Below are 17,861 nucleotides of genomic sequence, written 5' to 3'. Positions count from 1 at the left end.
GATTTTTTATTAACCGATGGAGATTAAATGAATCAATTATTAAAGTCTTTAGTATTTTCAGTATTTGTAGCTGTCTCAGGTTTAGCTGCCGCCTCACCAATTAATGTAAATACTGCAACCCAGTCTGAATTAGAAAGTATCAAAGGAATCGGACCATCAAAAGCAAAAACAATTATTGCTGAGCGTTTGGATGGTGGGCATTTTCAGGATGCCAATGATCTGCAAAAACGAGTACGTGGCATCGGCATGAAATCTGTAGAAAAGATGGTGGATAACGGGTTAACTATTGAGACGGCCAGTTCTTTTCGTGAACCGCACGGCAGGACGAATAAAGAGGGCCTTAAGGCTAGCAGACGTGGCTCACGCGGTCAAAGTGGTTCGCGCCATCCTTCGGATCGTGCGGAACCAAGTCGCCGAAATTAAACCCTTTTACGCCTAGCCTGGCTTATGGCTAAAATGGTTTCATGAGCACACCTTCTTACTTAACTATTTCACAGACCGTGGGTAATACACCCCTGGTTCGTTTGCAACGCATTCCTGGCGCAGAAAATGATTCCAAAAATAATCTGATCTTAGGAAAGTTAGAGGGTAATAATCCAGCGGGGTCGGTGAAAGACCGACCTGCGCTGTCGATGATTCTGCGCGCCCAAGAGCGTGGCGAAATAAAGCCGGGCGATACCCTCATTGAAGCTACTAGTGGCAATACTGGCATTGCTTTAGCGATGACTGCTGCGATGTTGGGCTACAAGATGGTGTTGGTGATGCCTGAGAACCAGAGCATTGAGCGTCGACAAAGTATGGCCGCTTATGGCGCCGAGTTAATTTTGACGGCAGCTTCTGGTGGCATGGAATTTGCCCGTGACTATGCGTTGCAATTGCAGAAAGAGGGCCGCGGCAGATTGCTTGATCAATTCGCGAATCCTGATAATCCACGTGCTCACATTGAAACTACTGGCCCAGAAATCTGGCGCGATACGGATGGCCAGGTTACCCATTTCATTTCAGCAATGGGAACCACCGGAACAATCACTGGAGTTTCTACCTATCTGAAGTCCATGAATCCTAATATCCAAATTATTGGCGCTCAACCGGAGGAAGGTTCGCAAATTCCAGGCATCCGTAAATGGGCTCCAGAGTACCTGCCAAAGATTTACCAAGGCGATAAGGTCGATCGCATTGAGTATGTGAGTCAAGCGGATGCTGAAGAGATGGCTCGCCGCCTTGCGGCTGAAGAGGGTATTTTCTGTGGGATTTCAGCTGGCGGTGCTTTGGTTGTTGCCTTGCGAATTGCTCGTCAGGTTGAGAATGCGACGATTGTATTTATCGTCTGCGACCGTGGCGATCGCTATCTGTCGACCGGAGTTTTCCCAGCGTAAGACTTTCAGCTAAAGCTGTATTAAGTCAGCTTTTGTTTTTTCTTGCCAGCAGTCTTCTTGGGCTTGGATGTAACTGGTTCACCTGATTTTACTTCTGGCTTTGCTTTTGTTGTAGTGACTGGCACCACGCTTTGGTTCTTGTATCCCAGCGCTTCTGCAAACTCAGCAACACTCTGTGCGTAAAAGTAGCTGCGGTTGTATTGCACAATCGTCAGGAAATTATTTAAACCAACTACATAACGAACCTTATCACTGCCATCTTTATCGGGGTAGGGAAGGTCGACAATGAGCGCCTTACTTTGTGGCTCGACTCCACCTGCTTGAAGGTCGCCTTGCTCTTTAGTCAAGATGCCTTTTGCGATGAGTTCTTGAACTGAGTATTTCAGCTGAGGTTCGCCATCAGCCAGGGATCTCGCTTCGCTAATAGCGCCTTCCTGTACGGGAAAGTAAATCGGCATTCCCGGTTGCCAGCCATGCTTTCTCATAAAGTTGGCCACACTAGCAATCGCATCCTTAGGGCTTTGCTTGAGATCAATATGTCCATCGCCATCACCATCTACTGCAAAGCTGCGAATACTGCTTGGCATGAACTGGGGTAGGCCAATGGCGCCTGCATAAGAGCTGTTCTGATTTAAGCAGGCATTAAAGCGAGTTTGGTTTAGTCCTTGCTTACTATTGTTAGCGGGTAAACTGCCGCCGCCCTCAGTCCAGCACATCAGAATGAGTTCTTGAAGTTGGTCTTTAAAGAGCTGTTCTCGGCTGGCTTTGTTGGGTGTATCTGGATAGCTGAAGGCCAATGTAGAAAGTGCATCCCTCACCCGAAAGTTTCCAGTTTGACGGCCATAGATGGTTTCGATCCCAATAATGGAGATGATGACTTCCGCTGGAACCCCTGATTCTTGCTCAACCTTGCTCAAGAAGGGCTGGTTTTGTTCCCAAAAGACCTTACCGGCCTTAAGGCGCACCGGCTCAATAAAGCGCTTGCTATAGGCCACCCAATTCTTTTTAAAGGTGCCTGATGGGGGTAACACCAATTTGCGTATGGATGGAATCGTTTTAGCATCTGAGAAGCTGGATTCAAGACTTGCCTCAGGGATTCCCTGGGTTTGGGCAATTTTGGCGATTAATTGATTGAGGTTTTGGCTAAACCGAGCTTCTGTTGCGGCATCTTCAAACTGGTTTACGATAGTCTCTTTAGGGCTAACTTGCTGAGTAGGCGTGCTGGAGCAGGCACCAAGCAGTAGCGCTATGAACAGTGTTGAAGCAAGGTAGGAGACGCGAAAATTCATGGATAAGAAAATGGGTTTTTGAAGGGTTGGCAGGTTTTATTAGATTATAAAAATTACAATTTTGCTATTGAGGATTTCTGGCAATGACAACAGGATACATAACTCATCCAGATTTTCTAAAACACGAGATGGGTAGTCATCATCCCGAGTGCCCAGAACGCATTCAGGCAATTAATGATCAACTCATTCGCAGTGGCGTCGATCGTTTTTTACAGCATCTCGATGCGCCACTAGCAACTGAAGATCAACTGGAGTTGGTGCATAGCCCAGATCACATTGCCTTCGTTAAAGAGCGCTCACCAGCCAGCGGTTATTTCATGCTGGATGGCGATACTATTATGAACCCCCACACTTGGAGCGCTGCGCTACGTGCAGCGGGCGCCGCTATTGCGGGTGTTGATGCGGTGATGAAGGGCGAGGTTGAAAATGTGTTTTGTGCGGTTCGTCCCCCAGGCCACCATGCAGAGCCAACCCGCTCGATGGGCTTTTGTGTCTTTGATAACGTCGCTGTAGCTGCGCGGTACGCGATGGAGACATACGGTATCGAGCGTGTGGCCATTATCGATTTTGATGTGCATCACGGCAATGGGACAGAGGCGGCATTTTTTAATGATCCCAATGTGCTGATGTGCAGCTTCTTTCAGCATCCGTTTTATCCATACAGCGGCTTAGATGGCGCCAATAATATGGTGAATGTTCCCTTGCCAGCATCTACTAGAGGAGATGTAGTGCGCTCGATAGTAGAAGAGCAATGGTTGCCGCGTCTAAGGGATTTTGAGCCAGAGCTCATCATTATCTCCGCAGGCTTTGATGCTCACCGTGAGGATGATTTAGGGCAGATGGGCTTGGTAGAAGACGACTATGCCTGGATTACTAAGCAGCTCAAAGGCGTTGCTAATCAATATGCCCAAGGTCGTATCGTGAGCTGCCTGGAGGGTGGCTATAACCTTTCTGCGCTAGGGCGCAGTGTAGTGGCGCACGTCAAAGCGCTTGCCGACATTTGAATGTAATTTGAAATTTAGATTTAAAAGAGATCAATACTCAAGGAACGCATGGCTAATATTTTTGAGCAGGGTTTGGATCGCAACCCAGCGAACTTCACTCCGATCACCCCACTATTATTTCTTGAGCGATCAGCTGAAGTGTATCCAGATCGTTTGGCAATTATTCATGGGAAATTACGTCAGACTTGGAGTCAGACTTATGAGCGTTGCCGTCGCTTTGCAAGCGCACTGCAAAAGCATGGCATTGGTTTGGGGGATACGGTTGCCGTCATGTTGCCTAATACGCCACCTATGGTTGAGGCACATTTTGGGATTCCGATGGCAGGGGCGGTATTAAATGCCTTGAACACACGTCTTGATGCGGAGTCAGTTGCCTTTATGTTGAATCACGGCGAAGCAAAAGTCGTGATCGTAGATCCGGAATTCTCCGGGGTAATGAAAAAAGCCCTTGAAATTGCCAAGAAAGAAAGTGGGCGCGAGTTTTTAGTGATTAATATTGAGGAAAAAGAATTTGATGTTCCTGGTGAGAAACTTGGCAAACTTACTTACGAAAAATTCCTATCTGAGGGCGATCCTCAATTTGCATGGCAAGTCCCCGCGGATGAATGGCAAGCGATTTGCCTAAATTACACCTCGGGAACTACCGGTAATCCAAAGGGTGTGGTGTATCACCATCGTGGCGCAGCGATCAATGCCGTCTCGAATATTTTGGATTGGGATATCAATAAGCACCCCATTTATCTCTGGACACTCCCCATGTTCCATTGCAATGGCTGGTGTTTCCCATGGACAGTGGCTGCACGCGCCGGTATTAACGTCTGCCTACGTCGCGTGGATGCGCAACATATATTTGCCGCCATTAAGGATCACAGTGTTACGCATTACTGTGCCGCCCCAATTGTGCATAACCTATTAGTTAACGCCCCAGATGAATTAAAAGAGGGTGTACCCGCTGGAGTCAAGGGCTTGATCGCGGGCGCTGCACCTCCTGCTTCCATCATTGAGGGTATGGAAAAGCTCGGATTTGATTTGACGCACGTCTATGGCTTAACTGAGGTTTATGGTCCGGCAGCAGTTTGTGTGAAGCAGGACGAGTGGAATGACGTGGATATTGGTGAGAGAGCACGCCTCAATGCTCGCCAAGGTGTTCGTTATCACATGCAACAAGCGATTGCCGTTCTTGATCCTGAAACCCTTGAACCTGTTCCTGCCGATGGCGAGACGATGGGTGAAATTATGTTTAAGGGCAATATCGCCATGAAGGGTTACCTCAAGAATGAGAAGGCAACCAAAGAGGCTTTTGAGGGAGGTTGGTTTCATTCGGGTGACTTAGCAGTGATGAACCCTGATGGCTATGTAAAGATGAAAGATCGCAGCAAAGATATCATCATTTCAGGCGGCGAAAATATTTCTTCCGTAGAGGTTGAAGATGTTCTCTATCGTCACCCTGCGGTAATGGCTGCTGCAGTAGTTGCGAAGCCTGATCCTAAGTGGGGCGAAACGCCTTGTGCCTTCTTGGAAATTAAGCCGGGCATAGAGGTGACTCCTGCCGACATCATTGCCCATTGCAAGCAGCATCTAGCTGGATTTAAGGTTCCCAGAGCCATTGTGTTCTGTGAGCTTCCAAAGACCTCTACTGGCAAGATCCAGAAGTTTGAACTTCGGAAGCAGGCTGACTCGGCTTCAGCAATCGATGTCTAGCCCTAGTTAGAGCTAGGCGGATAAAATAGAAAAGTTACTCAATAATAGAGAATTCAGCATGAAAATCTTAGTAGCAGTAAAGCGTGTCGTTGACTACAACGTCAAAATTCGGGTGAAATCGGATAACTCCGGTGTCGATCTGGCAAACGTCAAAATGAGCATGAACCCATTTGATGAGATTGCAGTTGAGGAAGCTGTTCGGTTAAAAGAGGCTGGTGTTGCTACTGAGGTGGTGGTAGTTTCTGCTGGACCAACTCAATGTCAAGAGACGCTACGCACTGCTTTAGCGATTGGTGCAGATCGTGCCATCTTGGTAGAAACCGATACTGAATTACAACCTTTAGCAGTTGCAAAAATTCTCAAGGCGCTCTCTGAAAAAGAGCAAGCGCAGATTGTGATCTTGGGTAAGCAGGCAATTGATGACGATAGCAACCAGACTGGCCAGATGTTGGCGAGCTTGATGGATATTCCACAAGCAACTTTTGCTTCGAAGGTAGTTGTTGTGGATGGTAAAGCAAATGTGACTCGTGAGGTTGATGGCGGCTTGGAAACAATTGCTATTACTTTGCCTGCAGTCATTACAACTGACTTGCGTTTGAATGAGCCACGTTATGTAACTTTGCCAAACATTATGAAAGCCAAGAAGAAGACTTTGGAAATCGTGAAGCCTGAAGAGCTTGGTATTGATATTGCCCCACGCCTTAAAACCCTCAAAGTGGAAGAGCCGCCAAAGCGCTCTGCTGGTGTGATGGTGGCTGATGTAGCGGCTTTGGTAGATAAACTTAAAAATGAAGCGAAGGTGATTTAAATGGCCGCACTCGTTATTGCTGAACACGACAATCAATCCTTAAAGGCAGCTACGCTCAATGCGGTAGCGGCTGCTTTGCAGTGCTCCCCTGAGGTAGATGTATTAGTGGCTGGTAGCGGCGCTGATGCGGCTGCTTCCGCCGCGGCTCAAATCGCTGGAGTGCGTAAAGTGATTCAAGTGGAAGCCCCATCTTTGGCCGATCAACTTGCTGAACCTTTAGCTGCGCAGATTCTGTCTATTGCTAATGGTTACAGCCACATCTTGGCGCCAGCAACTGCCAATGGCAAGAATGTATTGCCACGCGTTGCCGCTAAGTTGGATGTAGCGCAGTTATCGGATATCACCAAGGTTGTCTCACCTGATACCTTTGAGCGTCCGATTTACGCTGGTAATGCGATTGCGACTGTGCAATCTAGTGATCCAGTCAAGGTCATTACGGTGCGCACTACTGGATTTGATCCAGTCGCCGCAAGTGGTGGATCTGCTGCATTAGAAAAGCAAGCTGCTACCGAAGTTTCTGGTAAATCGTCTTTCGTGGGTCGTGAACTCACTAAGTCGGATCGCCCTGAACTGACTGCTGCCAAAATCATCGTATCCGGCGGTCGCGGTTTAGGTTCCGGCGAAAAGTATCAAGAAATTGTTGTGCCCTTGGCGGACAAGCTGGGTGCAGCGCTTGGTGCATCACGTGCTGCAGTGGATGCTGGTTATGTTCCAAATGACTATCAAGTGGGTCAGACCGGCAAGATTGTTGCTCCGCAGTTATATATCGCAGTAGGTATCTCTGGTGCGATTCAGCATTTGGCGGGCATGAAAGACTCCAAGGTGATCGTAGCGATTAACAAAGATCCTGAAGCACCAATCTTTAGTGTTGCTGATTACGGTTTAGTTGCGGATTTGAATACCGCTGTGCCTGAATTGACTAACTTACTCGGTTAAGGCGATTCAAGATATCTTTTTAACTGTCTTTACCTCTGATTTATAGGAATACTTATGCCGTATGTAGCCCCAGTAAAAGACATGCTATTTGTGATGAACGAACTAGCGGGGCTATCTGAGGTTGTTTCCTATTCCTCCTATGCTGAGGCTGGCGCTGATGTGGATTTGGCCCCAGCGATTCTGGAGGAGTCTGCCAAATTCAATCATGACGTTGTAGCCCCCCTAAATTGGCAAGGTGATCAACATCCCTGCTCATTAAAGGATGGGGTCGTCACCACTACTCCTGGGTTCAAAGAGGCTTTGGAGCAATTTGCTGCGGCAGGTTGGCAGGGTGTTGTGCACCCCGCAGAGTTTGGCGGTCAGGGCTTGCCTAAACTCATTGCCACTGCCTGCTTTGAGATGGTGCATTCAGCTAGCTTATCGTTCGCCTTATGTCCGATGCTGACTGATGGTGCGATTGAGGCCCTGCTAACTGCAGCAAGCCCTGAGTTACAAGAGCGCTATGTGCCTAAAATGATCTCAGGGGAGTGGACTGGATCCATGTGCCTCACCGAGCCTCAAGCAGGCTCCGATTTATCGATGGTGCGTTCTCGTGCCGTGCCTGATGCTGATGGCACGTACAAAATTTTTGGTACCAAGATCTACATTTCCTATGGTGAGCACGATATGGCAAAGAATATTGTCCATCTCGTATTGGCTAGAAGACCAGATGCGCCAGAAGGTGTGAAGGGGATTTCTTTATTTGTAGTGCCGAAGTTCTTGGTGAATGCAGATGGTTCGCTAGGTGAGCGTAATGATGTTCATTGCGTCTCGATCGAGCACAAGCTTGGTATCAAGGCCAGCCCAACCGCAGTCTTGCAATTTGGTGATCATGGTGGCGCAACTGGCTACTTAGTTGGCGAAGAAAATCGCGGCTTGGAATACATGTTCGTCATGATGAACGCCGCTCGCTTTGCAGTCGGTATGCAGGGTATTGCGGTTGCAGAGCGTGCATATCAAAAGGCGGTGCAGTATGCCAAGGACCGAGTTCAGAGTCGCGACCTAGCTGGCTCTCCAGGTCCCGTAGCCATTATTCATCAGCCTGATGTGAAGCGGATGCTGATGACGATGCGTGGCTATATTGAGGCATCTAGAGCTTTAGCGTATTACGCTGCCGCTGCCTACGATGCGCAGCATGCATCCCCCGATGAAGCAGCTCGTAAGCAGAACCAAGCGGTATATGAATTTCTGGTGCCGATTGTGAAAGGCTTCTCGACTGAGATGTCGATTGAAGTGGCCAGTTTAGGTGTGCAGGTTCATGGAGGCATGGGTTTCATTGAGGAGACGGGTGCAGCACAGCACTATCGTGATGCCCGTATTCTGACAATCTACGAAGGCACTACAGCCATTCAGGCAAATGATTTGATTGGAAGAAAAACAGTGCGTGATGGCGGTGCAACTGCAAAGCTGTTCTCGGAAAAAATACAGCAAACTGAAAAAGATCTCGCAGGTAGCGGCACTGCAGATGCCAAAGCAGTGCTAAAGCAATTAACTTCAGCGCGAGAAGCATTTGAAGCCTCGGTGGCTTACATCGTGGCAAATGCCAAGACGGATATCAAGGCAGTCTATGCGGGTAGCTTTGCATACTTGCGTTTATGTGGCTTGGTATTAGGCGCCTGGCAAATGGCGCGCGCTTTATTAGTTGCGCAAGAGTTACGTGCCGGTGATCCTAATTTCTATGATGTCAAGATTGCTACTGCACGCTTCTATGCAGAAAATCTATTGCCACAATCTCAAGCTCTGGCAACATCGATTCTGGAGAGTGGACATTCCACTAATGCGCTGACAGCGGAGCAGTTTTAAGAGTTAAAAAACTGCCACCGCCATTCAAAAAGCTATCCGCATTACTGGGATAGCTTTCTTGCTTCTAGAAGTTGGGAGATGAAGAATTGTTCAAATGCAATTGCCAAGAACGTCATCATGACGCCTGCACCAAATACCAAAGAAAAAATCACCGTCAGCACAACTGGCCAGCCTGATTTAGTAACTTTGCTGGGCTCTAGAGCAGGATTAAATTCAGCATCCCACTTTTCATCGGCGCGTAAACCATAAGCAATGGTGGTTAGCCAGCTTGCTTCAAAAGTGATAAAGCCAAAAGTGATTAATACCCAACCCGACGCAGAGTGGAAGTGCGCATCTTTGAGAATAAACCAACCGGCGATTCCACCAACAAATGCAAATAGTTGAGCCCATCCCCAAAAGGATTTAAATCCTTGTAAATAAAAACAGTTCAAGCCAGTCCCGGGAAAAAATAATCCAAGTGAGCAAAATAGGAGTTTGTATTTTTTCATGCTGACTTTCAGTGATGAGCTTGTATAAGTATTAAATTATTTTGCAGCATTATTTTTTTGCATGAAGCTTAAAACTTCACGATCCGCACCAATCATCAGGAGTTGATCGCCGTTGCGCACAATCGAGCGGTAATCATTTAATTCATAGAGAAAGTCATTCTCTAGTTCCATGCGTTGTGGTGTGCAGCCCATTTTTGTACTAGCGATTTGATCTAGCGTAAAGCCTCTGGCATCTTCAGTAATGCGCGCAGTAAAGCGATTGCAGCCTGAGGATCCACTCACACGCTCACCATTGGCATCAAAGATGATTTGGATTGGGTTGCTATTGTCACCCTGAGGGATTTGTCGGGCACGAACCTCACCCCTGGCATTAGGCGCGAGATTCCAGCGGACTAGCTCCCATTTGGTATTTCTGAATTCACTGCTCGGAGGGCTGATTTTGGCATTGCAGGGCGGAATGACATTGGCGCAGGCGGTCAAAAAACCTAAACCAAGGCAAGAAAGAATGAGAAAAAGGCGCTTTATAGGGCCTCTGGAGGGTCTAAAAATGGCAGTTTTCATGGTGGTATTTCTGTAAGTTATTGTTTTTAATAATTATTTTATGAGCTACTGGGTTCTATTCTACTGTTGAAGCCAAAAGGGTGCCCGCTTAAATAGGTGGATCAAGTAGGGGTTTTCGTCTAGAATATGAGGTTTTCCGCTATACCGTGCATTTGTTTTGTTAATTTGCTCAGTTAGTCGGAGCCCAAGATTTTGTAGTAATTTCATTGGGTTGTAATCAACCTGTTTTCATTTTAGATTTTAAGGAATAAGTATGGTCGTCATTCGACTGGCACGCGGCGGTTCAAAGAAGCGCCCTTTTTATAGCATCGTGGCTACAGACAAGCGCAATCGTCGCGACTCGAACTTTATCGAGCGTATTGGTTACTTCAATCCACAGGCAGCAGCGACAGAGCAAGCAATGCGTATTGCTCAAGATCGTTTGACCTATTGGACTGGTGTTGGCGCGCAGATCTCTCCAACAGTAGTTCGTTTGATCAAAAATAATCCTGCGGTCTAAAGACTTCAAATCCAAAGACTTTTTCTTAGTGATGAAGTCTTTGGTAGCAGAATTTACTTGTAGTGTTATTTGGGGAGTTGGGGTGGCTTCAATATGAATACACCTTCCCTAGATGATTTGATTGAGCTCGGTGCAGTTCAGGACGCTCAAGGCTTACAGGGTCAGATTAAGGTTCGCCCTCATTCTTCCGATCCCGTAGCGCTCTTATCTAGCAAAGAACTTTGGTTATCTCTCATTCCTCGTCGGAGTGCGGGTGTTGCTGCGTCTCATGAGCAGGCCTCATTAAAGCTATACAAGGTGAAGCAAGCCAAGATGCATAGCGGTACTGTAGTGATTGCCTTAGACGGCATCACGGATCGTGATCAAGCTGAGGCTTTAAAAGGTGCCCGCATCTTAGTTGCGCGCGACGTATTTCCAAAGGCAGAAAGTGATAGCTATTACTGGGTTGATCTGATCGGTTGTAAAGCAATCAATCTTCAAGGCGAGAGCCTGGGTGAGGTGATTGATGTTAACGATAACGGTGCTCACGGAATCATTGCCCTTGGCGATCCAGAAACCAAAACAGTAAAACAGTTAGTGCCTTTCGTAAAAGAAGCGGTGCAAAGCGTTGATTTGCCAAACAGGCTCATTACTTTAGATTGGCAAGCTGATTGGTAGCCCAATTGCTATTCCAGTAAACGGTCTTTGATGCTCTATTCCCACTATGCGATTTGATGTAGTTAGCCTATTCCCTGAAATGTTCTCTGCTTTAACGCAGTGGGGCATTACTGGGCGCGCTTGTGAGCAAGGCCTTGCCAGTGTGAACCTCTGGAATCCTCGAGACTACTGCACCGATCCCCGCAAGACTGTGGACGATCGCGCCTATGGTGGCGGTCCCGGCATGGTGATGATGGCAAAACCACTGGAAGATACGATATCTGCTGTTAAAGCCGCACATCAATCTCAAAACGTTGTTTCTGGCCCAATTTGCCTTCTCGCCCCTCAAGGGGAGGTCTTTTCTCAGAAGATAGCGACAGATATCCTCAATTACGGCAATTTAACCTTTATTTGTGGTCGATACGAGGCTGTCGACCAACGCTTTATTGATCGAAACGTCGATTTACAGCTTTCTATGGGTGATTTTGTGGTTTCTGGTGGTGAATTGCCCGCTATGACCATGATGGATGCGGTTATTCGCCTCATTCCAGGGGCCTTGGGGGATGGGGAATCTGCAGTCCAGGATAGCTTTATTAACGGACTTTTGGATTATCCGCACTACACCCGTCCTGAAATATATGAAAATTTATCTGTTCCAGACGTGCTTTTGGGCGGACATCACGCTAAAATAGCGGATTGGCGTCGGCAGAAGTCTTTAGGGCTGACGTTAAGGCTTAGACCTGATTTAATTAAATCAGCAAGAGCTAATGGGTTGCTAAGTAAAGAAGATGAGCAATTTCTTCGAACGCTGTAAGTAATTATGGTTTTGAATGAAGTGTTTGTGTTTTGATTTAGTGAAATGGTTTTAACTGCATCCTCTGTCCGGTCCGTTGATGAAAGTCTCGGGATTAAACGCTGACAAGATGTTTAAGGATTAATAATGAATTTGATCGAAAAAATTGAGCAAGAAGAAATTGCTCGCTTAAGTGCTAACAAAGTACTTCCTGCATTCTCTCCTGGCGATACAGTAGTTGTTGGCGTAAACGTAGTTGAAGGTACACGTAAGCGTACCCAGGCCTTTGAAGGCGTTGTGATTGCTAAGCGCAATCGCGGACTGAATTCCAGCTTTATCGTTCGCAAGATTTCATCTGGCGAAGGTGTGGAGCGTACATTCCAAACTTACTCACCATTGATCGCTAGCATTGAAGTGAAGCGTCGCGGTGATGTACGTCGCGCGAAGTTGTACTACTTGCGTGATCGTTCAGGTAAGTCTGCACGTATTAAAGAAAAACTTCCTGCCCGTAAAGTTAAGGCAGTTGCTGCGACAGTAGCGGAATAAGGTTTGCTTTAATCTAAAAAGAAGGCGGCCTAGGCTGCCTTTTTTGTTGCCCTAAAATAAGCGCATGACCCAGAAATCAAGCTCTCCAAATCAGACATTCAGCGTTGCTGTTCCAGCTGGTTTTGATGCGCAAGCTATTCCAGTTCATGAGGTGTGTTTCAGTCAACCTAAGGTAGCAACTCATGTTATGGAGCCCTTGGGTTTGAGGGATCGTTTTCAAAATCCTCCGGTCTGGGAACCAGAAATCACGGATGAGAATCGACACGTTATTGCTTCTGACATCATCCAGAATCGCCAGGCCGCTGGAAAAATAACCCAGGCAGCGGTGCTGATCCCCTTGCTTTTAAAGAGCGATGGGCTCTCGGTGCTCCTTACCAAAAGAACCGATCATTTGCACGATCATGCTGGTCAAATTAGCTTTCCGGGCGGTCGGATGGACCCGGGTGATTCCAGCCCCAATGACACCGCTTTACGAGAAAGCGAAGAGGAAATCGGTTTGGATCGACAGGGGGTGGAGATCATTGGCCATTTGCCTCAGTATTTAACGGTTTCGGGCTATAGTGTGACGCCAGTTGTGGGATTGGTAAAACCTCAGGCAGAATATGCCTTAGAGGCTTTTGAAGTAGCAGATGTTTTTGAAGTGCCTTTACATTTTTTAATGGACCCTGCAAATCATCAAGTGCGAGTCTGGGAGAGTGATCAGGGTAGTCGTCGGTTTTATTCAATGCCCTATGAAAATCGTTTTATCTGGGGTGCTACTGCTGGCATGTTGCGTAACCTTTACCATTTATTAAAAGTATGACTTTCTTTTCTATTCTCTTTGCACTGATTGCTGAGCAATATCGCCCAGTAACTTCGACTCATTGGATCGCGCGCATGAGTGCTCGTTGGTTAGATTGGGTCGCCGGTGAATTCGGTGGTAAGACCGAAGATGGTGCGAGCCCAGTCGGCGCTCGTATGGCCTGTTTGGTCGCTTTCATTCTGCCAACTTTTCTTGTTTTCGTAATTTACGTTGTCTTTATGGTGACCTTCCCAATTTTGGGATTCGTGTGGAACGTATTAATTGCGTATCTATTTTTTGGCTTCCGCCAATTTAGTCACTCTTTCACGCTAGTTCATGAAGCAATCGCAAATCATGATTTGCCAGCAGCACGCGCAGTCTTGGGTGAGTGGTATGGCCCTGAATTAGATGCCTCCAATCTCACGGAAACTGAAGTCATTTCACTGGCATTGGAGCGCGCCATCATCGGTTCACATCACCATGTATTTGGTGTGCTGTTCTGGTTCTTAATGCCAATGGGGCCTGCAGGTGTGGTCTTGTATCGCTTAGCAGATACAGCTGCTCAGCATTGGTCAGAAAAAGGCGATTTCAATTTAAGTGAAGCAGCGCGTCATTTCTTCTACGTATTGGATTGGATTCCTGCACGTATTACCGCGATGGGCTTTGCGATCGTGGGTAACTTTGAAGGTGCCGTCTATGCATGGCGTCACTTGACTGGTAAATGGTCTGACTCTTTATCGGCAGTGATCTTGGCATCTGGTAGTGGTGCCTTAGGCGTTCGTTTGGGTGAGCCTATGAGCGAGCCTGATAGCGATGAAGCTTTGCGAATGGCTGAAGCTGGTGAGCCCGTTGTTTACGAAGTAGGTCTTGAGCCGAATGAGCGCACGATGCGCTCTGCAATTGGTTTGGTATGGCGCCTGGTTATCGCTTGGATGGCTTTATTGCTAATGCTGACCATCGCTCTTTGGCTTGGCTAATTCCCTGAATCTGCGTATCGGCTGTTTTTGAGTCGGATCGCAATTGCCTAAATAGCGCCAGTCTCTCTGGCGCTATTTCATTTCTGTCGACGGCTTCTCGTATTGCGCAATCTGGTTCTGATTGGTGTGCGCAGTTATGAAAGCGACACTTGCCCAGTAAGTCATGAAACTCTCTAAAGGCATGCTCTAGTTCGCTAACCGACATATGTGCCAGGCCAAACTCCTGAAAGCCTGGAGAGTCGATTAAAGCACCCAATTTGCCATTAGCATCACGTCCCCAGGCCTCAGGTAGCTCGAAGTAGCGGCAGGCGGTAGTGGTGTGTTTACCAGTATCGAGACGAACTGAGTACTCTTGAGTAATGGCTGCCGCATTTGGAACCCAGGCATTGAGTAGGCTAGATTTACCCATGCCAGATTGGCCTACGAATACCGACACTTTGCCACAAATAGCTGGACGTAATGCTTCGATGGAGGCTTCATCAAACTTGGCGGATACCTCTGTTACGGGGTAGCCCATGCGCGCATAGGGTGCAATGATTTTGCGAGCGTGCTCTAAATTATCTTTGAGATCGCATTTGTTCAATAGGATGTGCAAGCCAATATTATTCGTCTCTGCAGCAACAACGGCTCTTCCCAAAAGATCTGGGGAGAAAGCGGGTTGCGTTGCAAGCACTACTAATATCTGATCGACATTCGAAGCAATCAATTTGCTTTTAAAAGCATCTGATCGATAGAGCAAATTTTCTCTTGACTCGATGCGAATAATGCGTGCTTGATCAACTGAAGTCATCTCCAGCAACATGCGATCACCTACTGCGCCAATGTGTTGCTTTGCTGGTGTGCTTACTTGAATTAATTCGCCGATAGGGGATTCATTTCCACGCCCATCTTTCACCAAGCGCTGCGCTAAATAATGCCTTCCGTAGGAGGCGGTGAGTAGCGCATGAAATTGTTCCATTAACTAAATCAATTCCAGATGACTTAGTTAAAACGTTTGAGATTAGCAATGCGTAGTGGAGCAGGGGGATGCGAACTATAAAAGGCGGTATAGATCGGATCTGGCGTCAAAGTCGAGGCATTGTCTTGATAGAGTTTGACTAAGGCAGAAATCAAATCGCTTGCAGATGATTTGGCTGCAGCAAAACCATCTGCCTCGTATTCATGTTTGCGCGAGGCCAAGCTCGATAGCGGAGTCAGGAAGAAGCTAAATACCGGGGATACCAACATGAATAGCGCTAGAGCTAGGCCACCGTTATAGCCATTGGGGTTGGGCATCACGCCAAGGTCGGTGTAGAACCAGGGTTGAGTGCTGACCCAGCCTAGGAGTGCGAATGTCGCAAAGCTCAAAGCAAAGGAAACTAGCAGACGTTTGCGGATATGGTCGCATTTGTAGTGACCAAGCTCATGAGCTAGTACTGCCTCTACTTCGCCGGGATTGAGTTTCTCGATCAAGGTGTCAAAAAAGACGATACGCTTGGCTTTACCCATGCCGGCAAAAAATGCATTGCCGTGCGCGCTACGTTTGCTGCCATCCATCACAAAGAGGCCTTGGCTTGCAAAATCACAGCGCGTTAGTAAAGCTTCAATTTGTGTCTTGAGCGCACCTTCCTCTAGAGCTTCGAACTTATTAAAGATGGGTGCGATAAAGGTTGGAAATATCCACTGCATCAATAAGCTGAAAACAGTAAGAACACCCCATGCCCATAGCCACCAAAAGTCACCTGCTTGGGCCATTAAGCTGAGAATGACCCAGAGGAGCGGAACACCAATTGCACCACCAACACCTAGACCCTTGAACATGTCGCTAAAAAAGAGTTTGGCATTCATGCGGTTAAAACCAAAGCGCTCTTCTAAGTAAAACTGTTTGTACCAGGAGAAGGGTAGGTCAATAATTCCGGAGATCAAGACAATGGATATCAATAGGGCCATTTGCTGTGCAATGCCTTCTCCCAATAACTGCAGAAGAGAGAAATTCAAAATCTGCAAGCCGCCCAAGAGCGTGAAGCTAATTAAAACAATTGCGCTAAAGCCATTCTCTAAAATACCGAGGCGCAGTTTGGCAATCGTATAGTCAGCAGCCTTTTGATGTTCGGTTAAAGAGATCTGAGAGGCAAACTCAGCGGGCACTACATCGCGGTGGGTAGCGACGTGACGAATTTGGCGTTGGGATAACCAGTGGCGTAGACCAAAGCTGGCGATGAAGGCGATTAGAAAAACAATTGTGAATGTCATGAGATGATTATAGATATGAGTGAAAAAACAAGTACCCCCGCACCAAAGGTAGCGCCGGCCAATGAAAACCTGATTTGGGTGGATATGGAGATGTCAGGCCTGGACCCTGAAAAAGAGCGTATTTTGGAAATTGCCGTGATCGTGACCGATGCACATCTCAATACCATCGCTACTGCCCCTGTTTGGGTGATCCACCAAGACGATGCCTTATTGGATGCAATGGATGCCTGGAATAAGGGTACCCATGGACGCTCAGGCCTCATTGATAAGGTCAAAGCCTCAATTACAGACGAAGCTACTGCAGAAGCTGAATGTATCGCTTTCCTCAAGAAATATATCAAGCCTGGTATTGCTCCGATGTGTGGCAATACGATTGGTCAAGATCGGCGCTTCATGGCGAAGTACATGCCAAAACTAGAGGCATTCTTTCATTATCGGAATATCGATGTTTCCACTCTCAAGGAGCTTTGCAAACGTTGGCATCCGGAGTTGGTAAAGGGCTTTACCAAGAAGCAGGCCCATACCGCATTGGCCGACATCGAAGAGTCCATCGAAGAGCTTAAGTACTACCGAGAAAAGTTTATCGTTCCCCTGCCGGAGTAGGCTGGCATTTAAAGGTAAGCAACGAGCTGACTCGTCCTAATATAGGTTGACAGTTAAAAATCTATATTAGGACGAGTCACCCAAACGATTGCTCGTCTTATTTCTTAATTGCACTCTTGGGTCTAAAAGCCTTGACAATGGCTTCATCTGTCTCGATATAGGGGCCGCCAATCAAGTCTATGCAGTAGGGGACTGCAGCAAAAATCCCTGGAACAATGGATTTGCCTTCGGCATCCTTTAATCCTTCGAGTGTTTCTTTGATGGATTTAGGCTGGCCTGGCAAGTTGATGACCAGGGCCGCATGCCCTTCAATTTCTCGCAAAACAGCCGTTTGACGAGACAGAATCCCAGTGGGTACAAAGCGCAGGCTAATTTGGCGCATTTGCTCGCCAAATCCGGGCATTTCCCGGGTTCCGGCATCCATTGTGGCCTCAGGGGTTACATCTCTGCGGGAGGGGCCCGTACCGCCTGTGGTGAGGACTAAATCACAGCCGAGATCGTCTGTCAGCTCCACGATTGTTTCGGTAATGATCTCCCGCTCATCCGCAATAAGGCGCTCATGAAAGACGCAGGGGGTATTAATAGCGGTCTGAAGCCACATTTGCAGGGCAGGGATACCCTCGTCGGTATAGACGCCCTTACTCGCTCTATCGGAGATAGATATTAGACCAATTTTAATTTCGTTTGGGGAGGATTTTTTCCAGGCTTCGGTATGATTCATGTTTCTATTCTAGCTATTATTAGGGCATGTTTACATACTCATCAAATCAGTTTCAAGAACTCATTGAT

At 47.3% G+C, this 17,861-nt stretch carries 20 protein-coding genes; 14 read left to right on the top strand and 6 right to left on the bottom strand.

Annotated elements, in window-relative coordinates; translation table 11 throughout:
• Positions 1–27 precede the first annotated feature (27 nt).
• Entirely contained in the window at positions 28–423 is a 396-nt protein-coding gene (locus ACIQZ3_RS03625; RefSeq protein ID WP_397390418.1) for a ComEA family DNA-binding protein, read from the top strand.
• Positions 424–464: 41 nt separating this feature from the next.
• Entirely contained in the window at positions 465–1,376 is a 912-nt protein-coding gene (gene cysM, locus ACIQZ3_RS03620; RefSeq protein WP_215333666.1) for a cysteine synthase CysM, read from the top strand.
• A 20-nt stretch (positions 1,377–1,396) separates the two neighbouring features.
• Here the strand turns inward: cysM and ACIQZ3_RS03615 are convergent, their stop codons facing one another.
• Positions 1,397–2,665: a lytic transglycosylase domain-containing protein gene (locus ACIQZ3_RS03615; protein ID WP_397390416.1), complete on the bottom strand. Its 1,269-nt coding sequence runs from the start codon at positions 2,663–2,665 to the stop codon at positions 1,397–1,399.
• A gap of 83 nt (positions 2,666–2,748) precedes the next feature.
• Here ACIQZ3_RS03615 and ACIQZ3_RS03610 point away from each other — a divergent pair, with 83 nt between their 5' ends.
• Genes ACIQZ3_RS03610 through ACIQZ3_RS03590 form a run of 5 tightly spaced genes read left to right on the top strand, consistent with a single transcriptional unit; the run spans position 2,749 to position 8,956 of the window.
• Positions 2,749–3,669 carry a histone deacetylase family protein gene (locus tag ACIQZ3_RS03610; protein ID WP_397390414.1) on the top strand — a complete coding sequence of 307 codons (921 nt, stop codon included), beginning with the start codon at positions 2,749–2,751 and terminating at the stop codon, positions 3,667–3,669.
• Between the two features lie 48 nt (positions 3,670–3,717).
• Complete coding sequence (locus ACIQZ3_RS03605; protein ID WP_397390412.1) at positions 3,718–5,370, top strand: acyl-CoA synthetase; 1,653 nt, start codon at positions 3,718–3,720, stop codon at positions 5,368–5,370.
• Positions 5,371–5,428: 58 nt separating this feature from the next.
• Positions 5,429–6,178 (top strand): electron transfer flavoprotein subunit beta/FixA family protein, encoded by a 750-nt coding sequence (locus ACIQZ3_RS03600; protein ID WP_397390410.1) that lies wholly within the window; start codon positions 5,429–5,431, stop codon positions 6,176–6,178.
• Positions 6,179–7,114, top strand: a complete 936-nt coding sequence (locus ACIQZ3_RS03595) for an electron transfer flavoprotein subunit alpha/FixB family protein (RefSeq protein ID WP_397390408.1) — start codon at positions 6,179–6,181, stop codon at positions 7,112–7,114. It abuts the gene before it with no gap.
• Positions 7,115–7,168: 54 nt separating this feature from the next.
• Positions 7,169–8,956 carry an acyl-CoA dehydrogenase gene (locus ACIQZ3_RS03590; RefSeq protein WP_397390406.1) on the top strand — a complete coding sequence of 596 codons (1,788 nt, stop codon included), beginning with the start codon at positions 7,169–7,171 and terminating at the stop codon, positions 8,954–8,956.
• 41 nt (positions 8,957–8,997) lie between these two features.
• Here the strand turns inward: ACIQZ3_RS03590 and ACIQZ3_RS03585 are convergent, their stop codons facing one another.
• Both ACIQZ3_RS03585 and ACIQZ3_RS03580 read right to left on the bottom strand, forming a co-directional pair.
• On the bottom strand, positions 8,998–9,444 hold the full coding sequence (locus ACIQZ3_RS03585) for a hypothetical protein (protein WP_397390404.1): 447 nt from the start codon (positions 9,442–9,444) through the stop codon (positions 8,998–9,000).
• 36 nt (positions 9,445–9,480) lie between these two features.
• Positions 9,481–10,005, bottom strand: a complete 525-nt coding sequence (locus tag ACIQZ3_RS03580; protein ID WP_397390402.1) for an META domain-containing protein — start codon at positions 10,003–10,005, stop codon at positions 9,481–9,483.
• Positions 10,006–10,258: 253 nt separating this feature from the next.
• Here ACIQZ3_RS03580 and rpsP point away from each other — a divergent pair, with 253 nt between their 5' ends.
• The 6 genes from rpsP to ACIQZ3_RS03550 all read left to right on the top strand — a co-directional run bounded on the left by rpsP (position 10,259) and on the right by ACIQZ3_RS03550 (position 14,237).
• The gene (gene rpsP / locus ACIQZ3_RS03575; protein WP_011902362.1) at positions 10,259–10,504 is read left to right on the top strand and encodes a 30S ribosomal protein S16; all 246 of its coding nucleotides are present in this window, start codon (positions 10,259–10,261) and stop codon (positions 10,502–10,504) included.
• Positions 10,505–10,597: 93 nt separating this feature from the next.
• Positions 10,598–11,161, top strand: a complete 564-nt coding sequence (gene rimM / locus ACIQZ3_RS03570; RefSeq protein ID WP_397390400.1) for a ribosome maturation factor RimM — start codon at positions 10,598–10,600, stop codon at positions 11,159–11,161.
• Between the two features lie 46 nt (positions 11,162–11,207).
• A complete protein-coding gene (trmD, locus tag ACIQZ3_RS03565; protein ID WP_397390398.1) occupies positions 11,208–11,954 on the top strand; it encodes a tRNA (guanosine(37)-N1)-methyltransferase TrmD in 747 nt (248 codons plus the stop codon).
• 126 nt (positions 11,955–12,080) lie between these two features.
• On the top strand, positions 12,081–12,479 hold the full coding sequence (gene rplS, locus ACIQZ3_RS03560) for a 50S ribosomal protein L19 (RefSeq protein WP_397390396.1): 399 nt from the start codon (positions 12,081–12,083) through the stop codon (positions 12,477–12,479).
• A 64-nt stretch (positions 12,480–12,543) separates the two neighbouring features.
• The gene (locus ACIQZ3_RS03555) at positions 12,544–13,281 is read left to right on the top strand and encodes a CoA pyrophosphatase (RefSeq protein WP_397390394.1); all 738 of its coding nucleotides are present in this window, start codon (positions 12,544–12,546) and stop codon (positions 13,279–13,281) included.
• On the top strand, positions 13,278–14,237 hold the full coding sequence (locus ACIQZ3_RS03550) for a CobD/CbiB family protein (protein WP_397390392.1): 960 nt from the start codon (positions 13,278–13,280) through the stop codon (positions 14,235–14,237). The genes ACIQZ3_RS03555 and ACIQZ3_RS03550 overlap by 4 nt, the downstream gene beginning before the upstream one ends.
• Here ACIQZ3_RS03550 and rsgA read toward each other — a convergent pair.
• Together rsgA and ACIQZ3_RS03540 are read right to left on the bottom strand one after the other, a co-directional pair.
• The gene (gene rsgA, locus ACIQZ3_RS03545; protein WP_397390390.1) at positions 14,182–15,195 is read right to left on the bottom strand and encodes a ribosome small subunit-dependent GTPase A; all 1,014 of its coding nucleotides are present in this window, start codon (positions 15,193–15,195) and stop codon (positions 14,182–14,184) included. The two genes, ACIQZ3_RS03550 and rsgA, sit on opposite strands and share 56 nt — an antisense overlap.
• A gap of 23 nt (positions 15,196–15,218) precedes the next feature.
• Positions 15,219–16,469, bottom strand: a complete 1,251-nt coding sequence (locus tag ACIQZ3_RS03540) for a M48 family metallopeptidase (RefSeq protein ID WP_397390388.1) — start codon at positions 16,467–16,469, stop codon at positions 15,219–15,221.
• A gap of 15 nt (positions 16,470–16,484) precedes the next feature.
• Here ACIQZ3_RS03540 and orn point away from each other — a divergent pair, with 15 nt between their 5' ends.
• The gene (gene orn, locus ACIQZ3_RS03535) at positions 16,485–17,072 is read left to right on the top strand and encodes an oligoribonuclease (protein ID WP_397390386.1); all 588 of its coding nucleotides are present in this window, start codon (positions 16,485–16,487) and stop codon (positions 17,070–17,072) included.
• A 97-nt stretch (positions 17,073–17,169) separates the two neighbouring features.
• On the opposite strand, the gene mog is transcribed toward orn, so the two are convergent.
• On the bottom strand, positions 17,170–17,793 hold the full coding sequence (gene mog / locus ACIQZ3_RS03530; protein ID WP_397390384.1) for a molybdopterin adenylyltransferase: 624 nt from the start codon (positions 17,791–17,793) through the stop codon (positions 17,170–17,172).
• Positions 17,794–17,861 lie beyond the last annotated feature (68 nt).

Source organism: Polynucleobacter sp., from assembly GCF_044342855.1.
Classification (GTDB): Bacteria; Pseudomonadota; Gammaproteobacteria; order Burkholderiales; family Burkholderiaceae; genus Polynucleobacter.
This window is presented reverse-complemented; position numbering and strand designations above follow the sequence as displayed.

What these genes read in the sequence shown, in the direction of transcription:
- ACIQZ3_RS03625 (WP_397390418.1), top strand. Translation starts at nt 28, where the DNA reads ATGAATCAATTATTAAAGTCTTTAGTATTTTCAGTATTTGTAGCTGTC.
- cysM (WP_215333666.1), top strand. Translation starts at nt 465, where the DNA reads ATGAGCACACCTTCTTACTTAACTATTTCACAGACCGTGGGTAATACA.
- ACIQZ3_RS03615 (WP_397390416.1), bottom strand. Translation starts at nt 2,665, where the DNA reads ATGAATTTTCGCGTCTCCTACCTTGCTTCAACACTGTTCATAGCGCTA.
- ACIQZ3_RS03610 (WP_397390414.1), top strand. Translation starts at nt 2,749, where the DNA reads ATGACAACAGGATACATAACTCATCCAGATTTTCTAAAACACGAGATG.
- ACIQZ3_RS03605 (WP_397390412.1), top strand. Translation starts at nt 3,718, where the DNA reads ATGGCTAATATTTTTGAGCAGGGTTTGGATCGCAACCCAGCGAACTTC.
- ACIQZ3_RS03600 (WP_397390410.1), top strand. Translation starts at nt 5,429, where the DNA reads ATGAAAATCTTAGTAGCAGTAAAGCGTGTCGTTGACTACAACGTCAAA.
- ACIQZ3_RS03595 (WP_397390408.1), top strand. Translation starts at nt 6,179, where the DNA reads ATGGCCGCACTCGTTATTGCTGAACACGACAATCAATCCTTAAAGGCA.
- ACIQZ3_RS03590 (WP_397390406.1), top strand. Translation starts at nt 7,169, where the DNA reads ATGCCGTATGTAGCCCCAGTAAAAGACATGCTATTTGTGATGAACGAA.
- ACIQZ3_RS03585 (WP_397390404.1), bottom strand. Translation starts at nt 9,444, where the DNA reads ATGAAAAAATACAAACTCCTATTTTGCTCACTTGGATTATTTTTTCCC.
- ACIQZ3_RS03580 (WP_397390402.1), bottom strand. Translation starts at nt 10,005, where the DNA reads ATGAAAACTGCCATTTTTAGACCCTCCAGAGGCCCTATAAAGCGCCTT.
- rpsP (WP_011902362.1), top strand. Translation starts at nt 10,259, where the DNA reads ATGGTCGTCATTCGACTGGCACGCGGCGGTTCAAAGAAGCGCCCTTTT.
- rimM (WP_397390400.1), top strand. Translation starts at nt 10,598, where the DNA reads ATGAATACACCTTCCCTAGATGATTTGATTGAGCTCGGTGCAGTTCAG.
- trmD (WP_397390398.1), top strand. Translation starts at nt 11,208, where the DNA reads ATGCGATTTGATGTAGTTAGCCTATTCCCTGAAATGTTCTCTGCTTTA.
- rplS (WP_397390396.1), top strand. Translation starts at nt 12,081, where the DNA reads ATGAATTTGATCGAAAAAATTGAGCAAGAAGAAATTGCTCGCTTAAGT.
- ACIQZ3_RS03555 (WP_397390394.1), top strand. Translation starts at nt 12,544, where the DNA reads ATGACCCAGAAATCAAGCTCTCCAAATCAGACATTCAGCGTTGCTGTT.
- ACIQZ3_RS03550 (WP_397390392.1), top strand. Translation starts at nt 13,278, where the DNA reads ATGACTTTCTTTTCTATTCTCTTTGCACTGATTGCTGAGCAATATCGC.
- rsgA (WP_397390390.1), bottom strand. Translation starts at nt 15,195, where the DNA reads ATGGAACAATTTCATGCGCTACTCACCGCCTCCTACGGAAGGCATTAT.
- ACIQZ3_RS03540 (WP_397390388.1), bottom strand. Translation starts at nt 16,469, where the DNA reads ATGACATTCACAATTGTTTTTCTAATCGCCTTCATCGCCAGCTTTGGT.
- orn (WP_397390386.1), top strand. Translation starts at nt 16,485, where the DNA reads ATGAGTGAAAAAACAAGTACCCCCGCACCAAAGGTAGCGCCGGCCAAT.
- mog (WP_397390384.1), bottom strand. Translation starts at nt 17,793, where the DNA reads ATGAATCATACCGAAGCCTGGAAAAAATCCTCCCCAAACGAAATTAAA.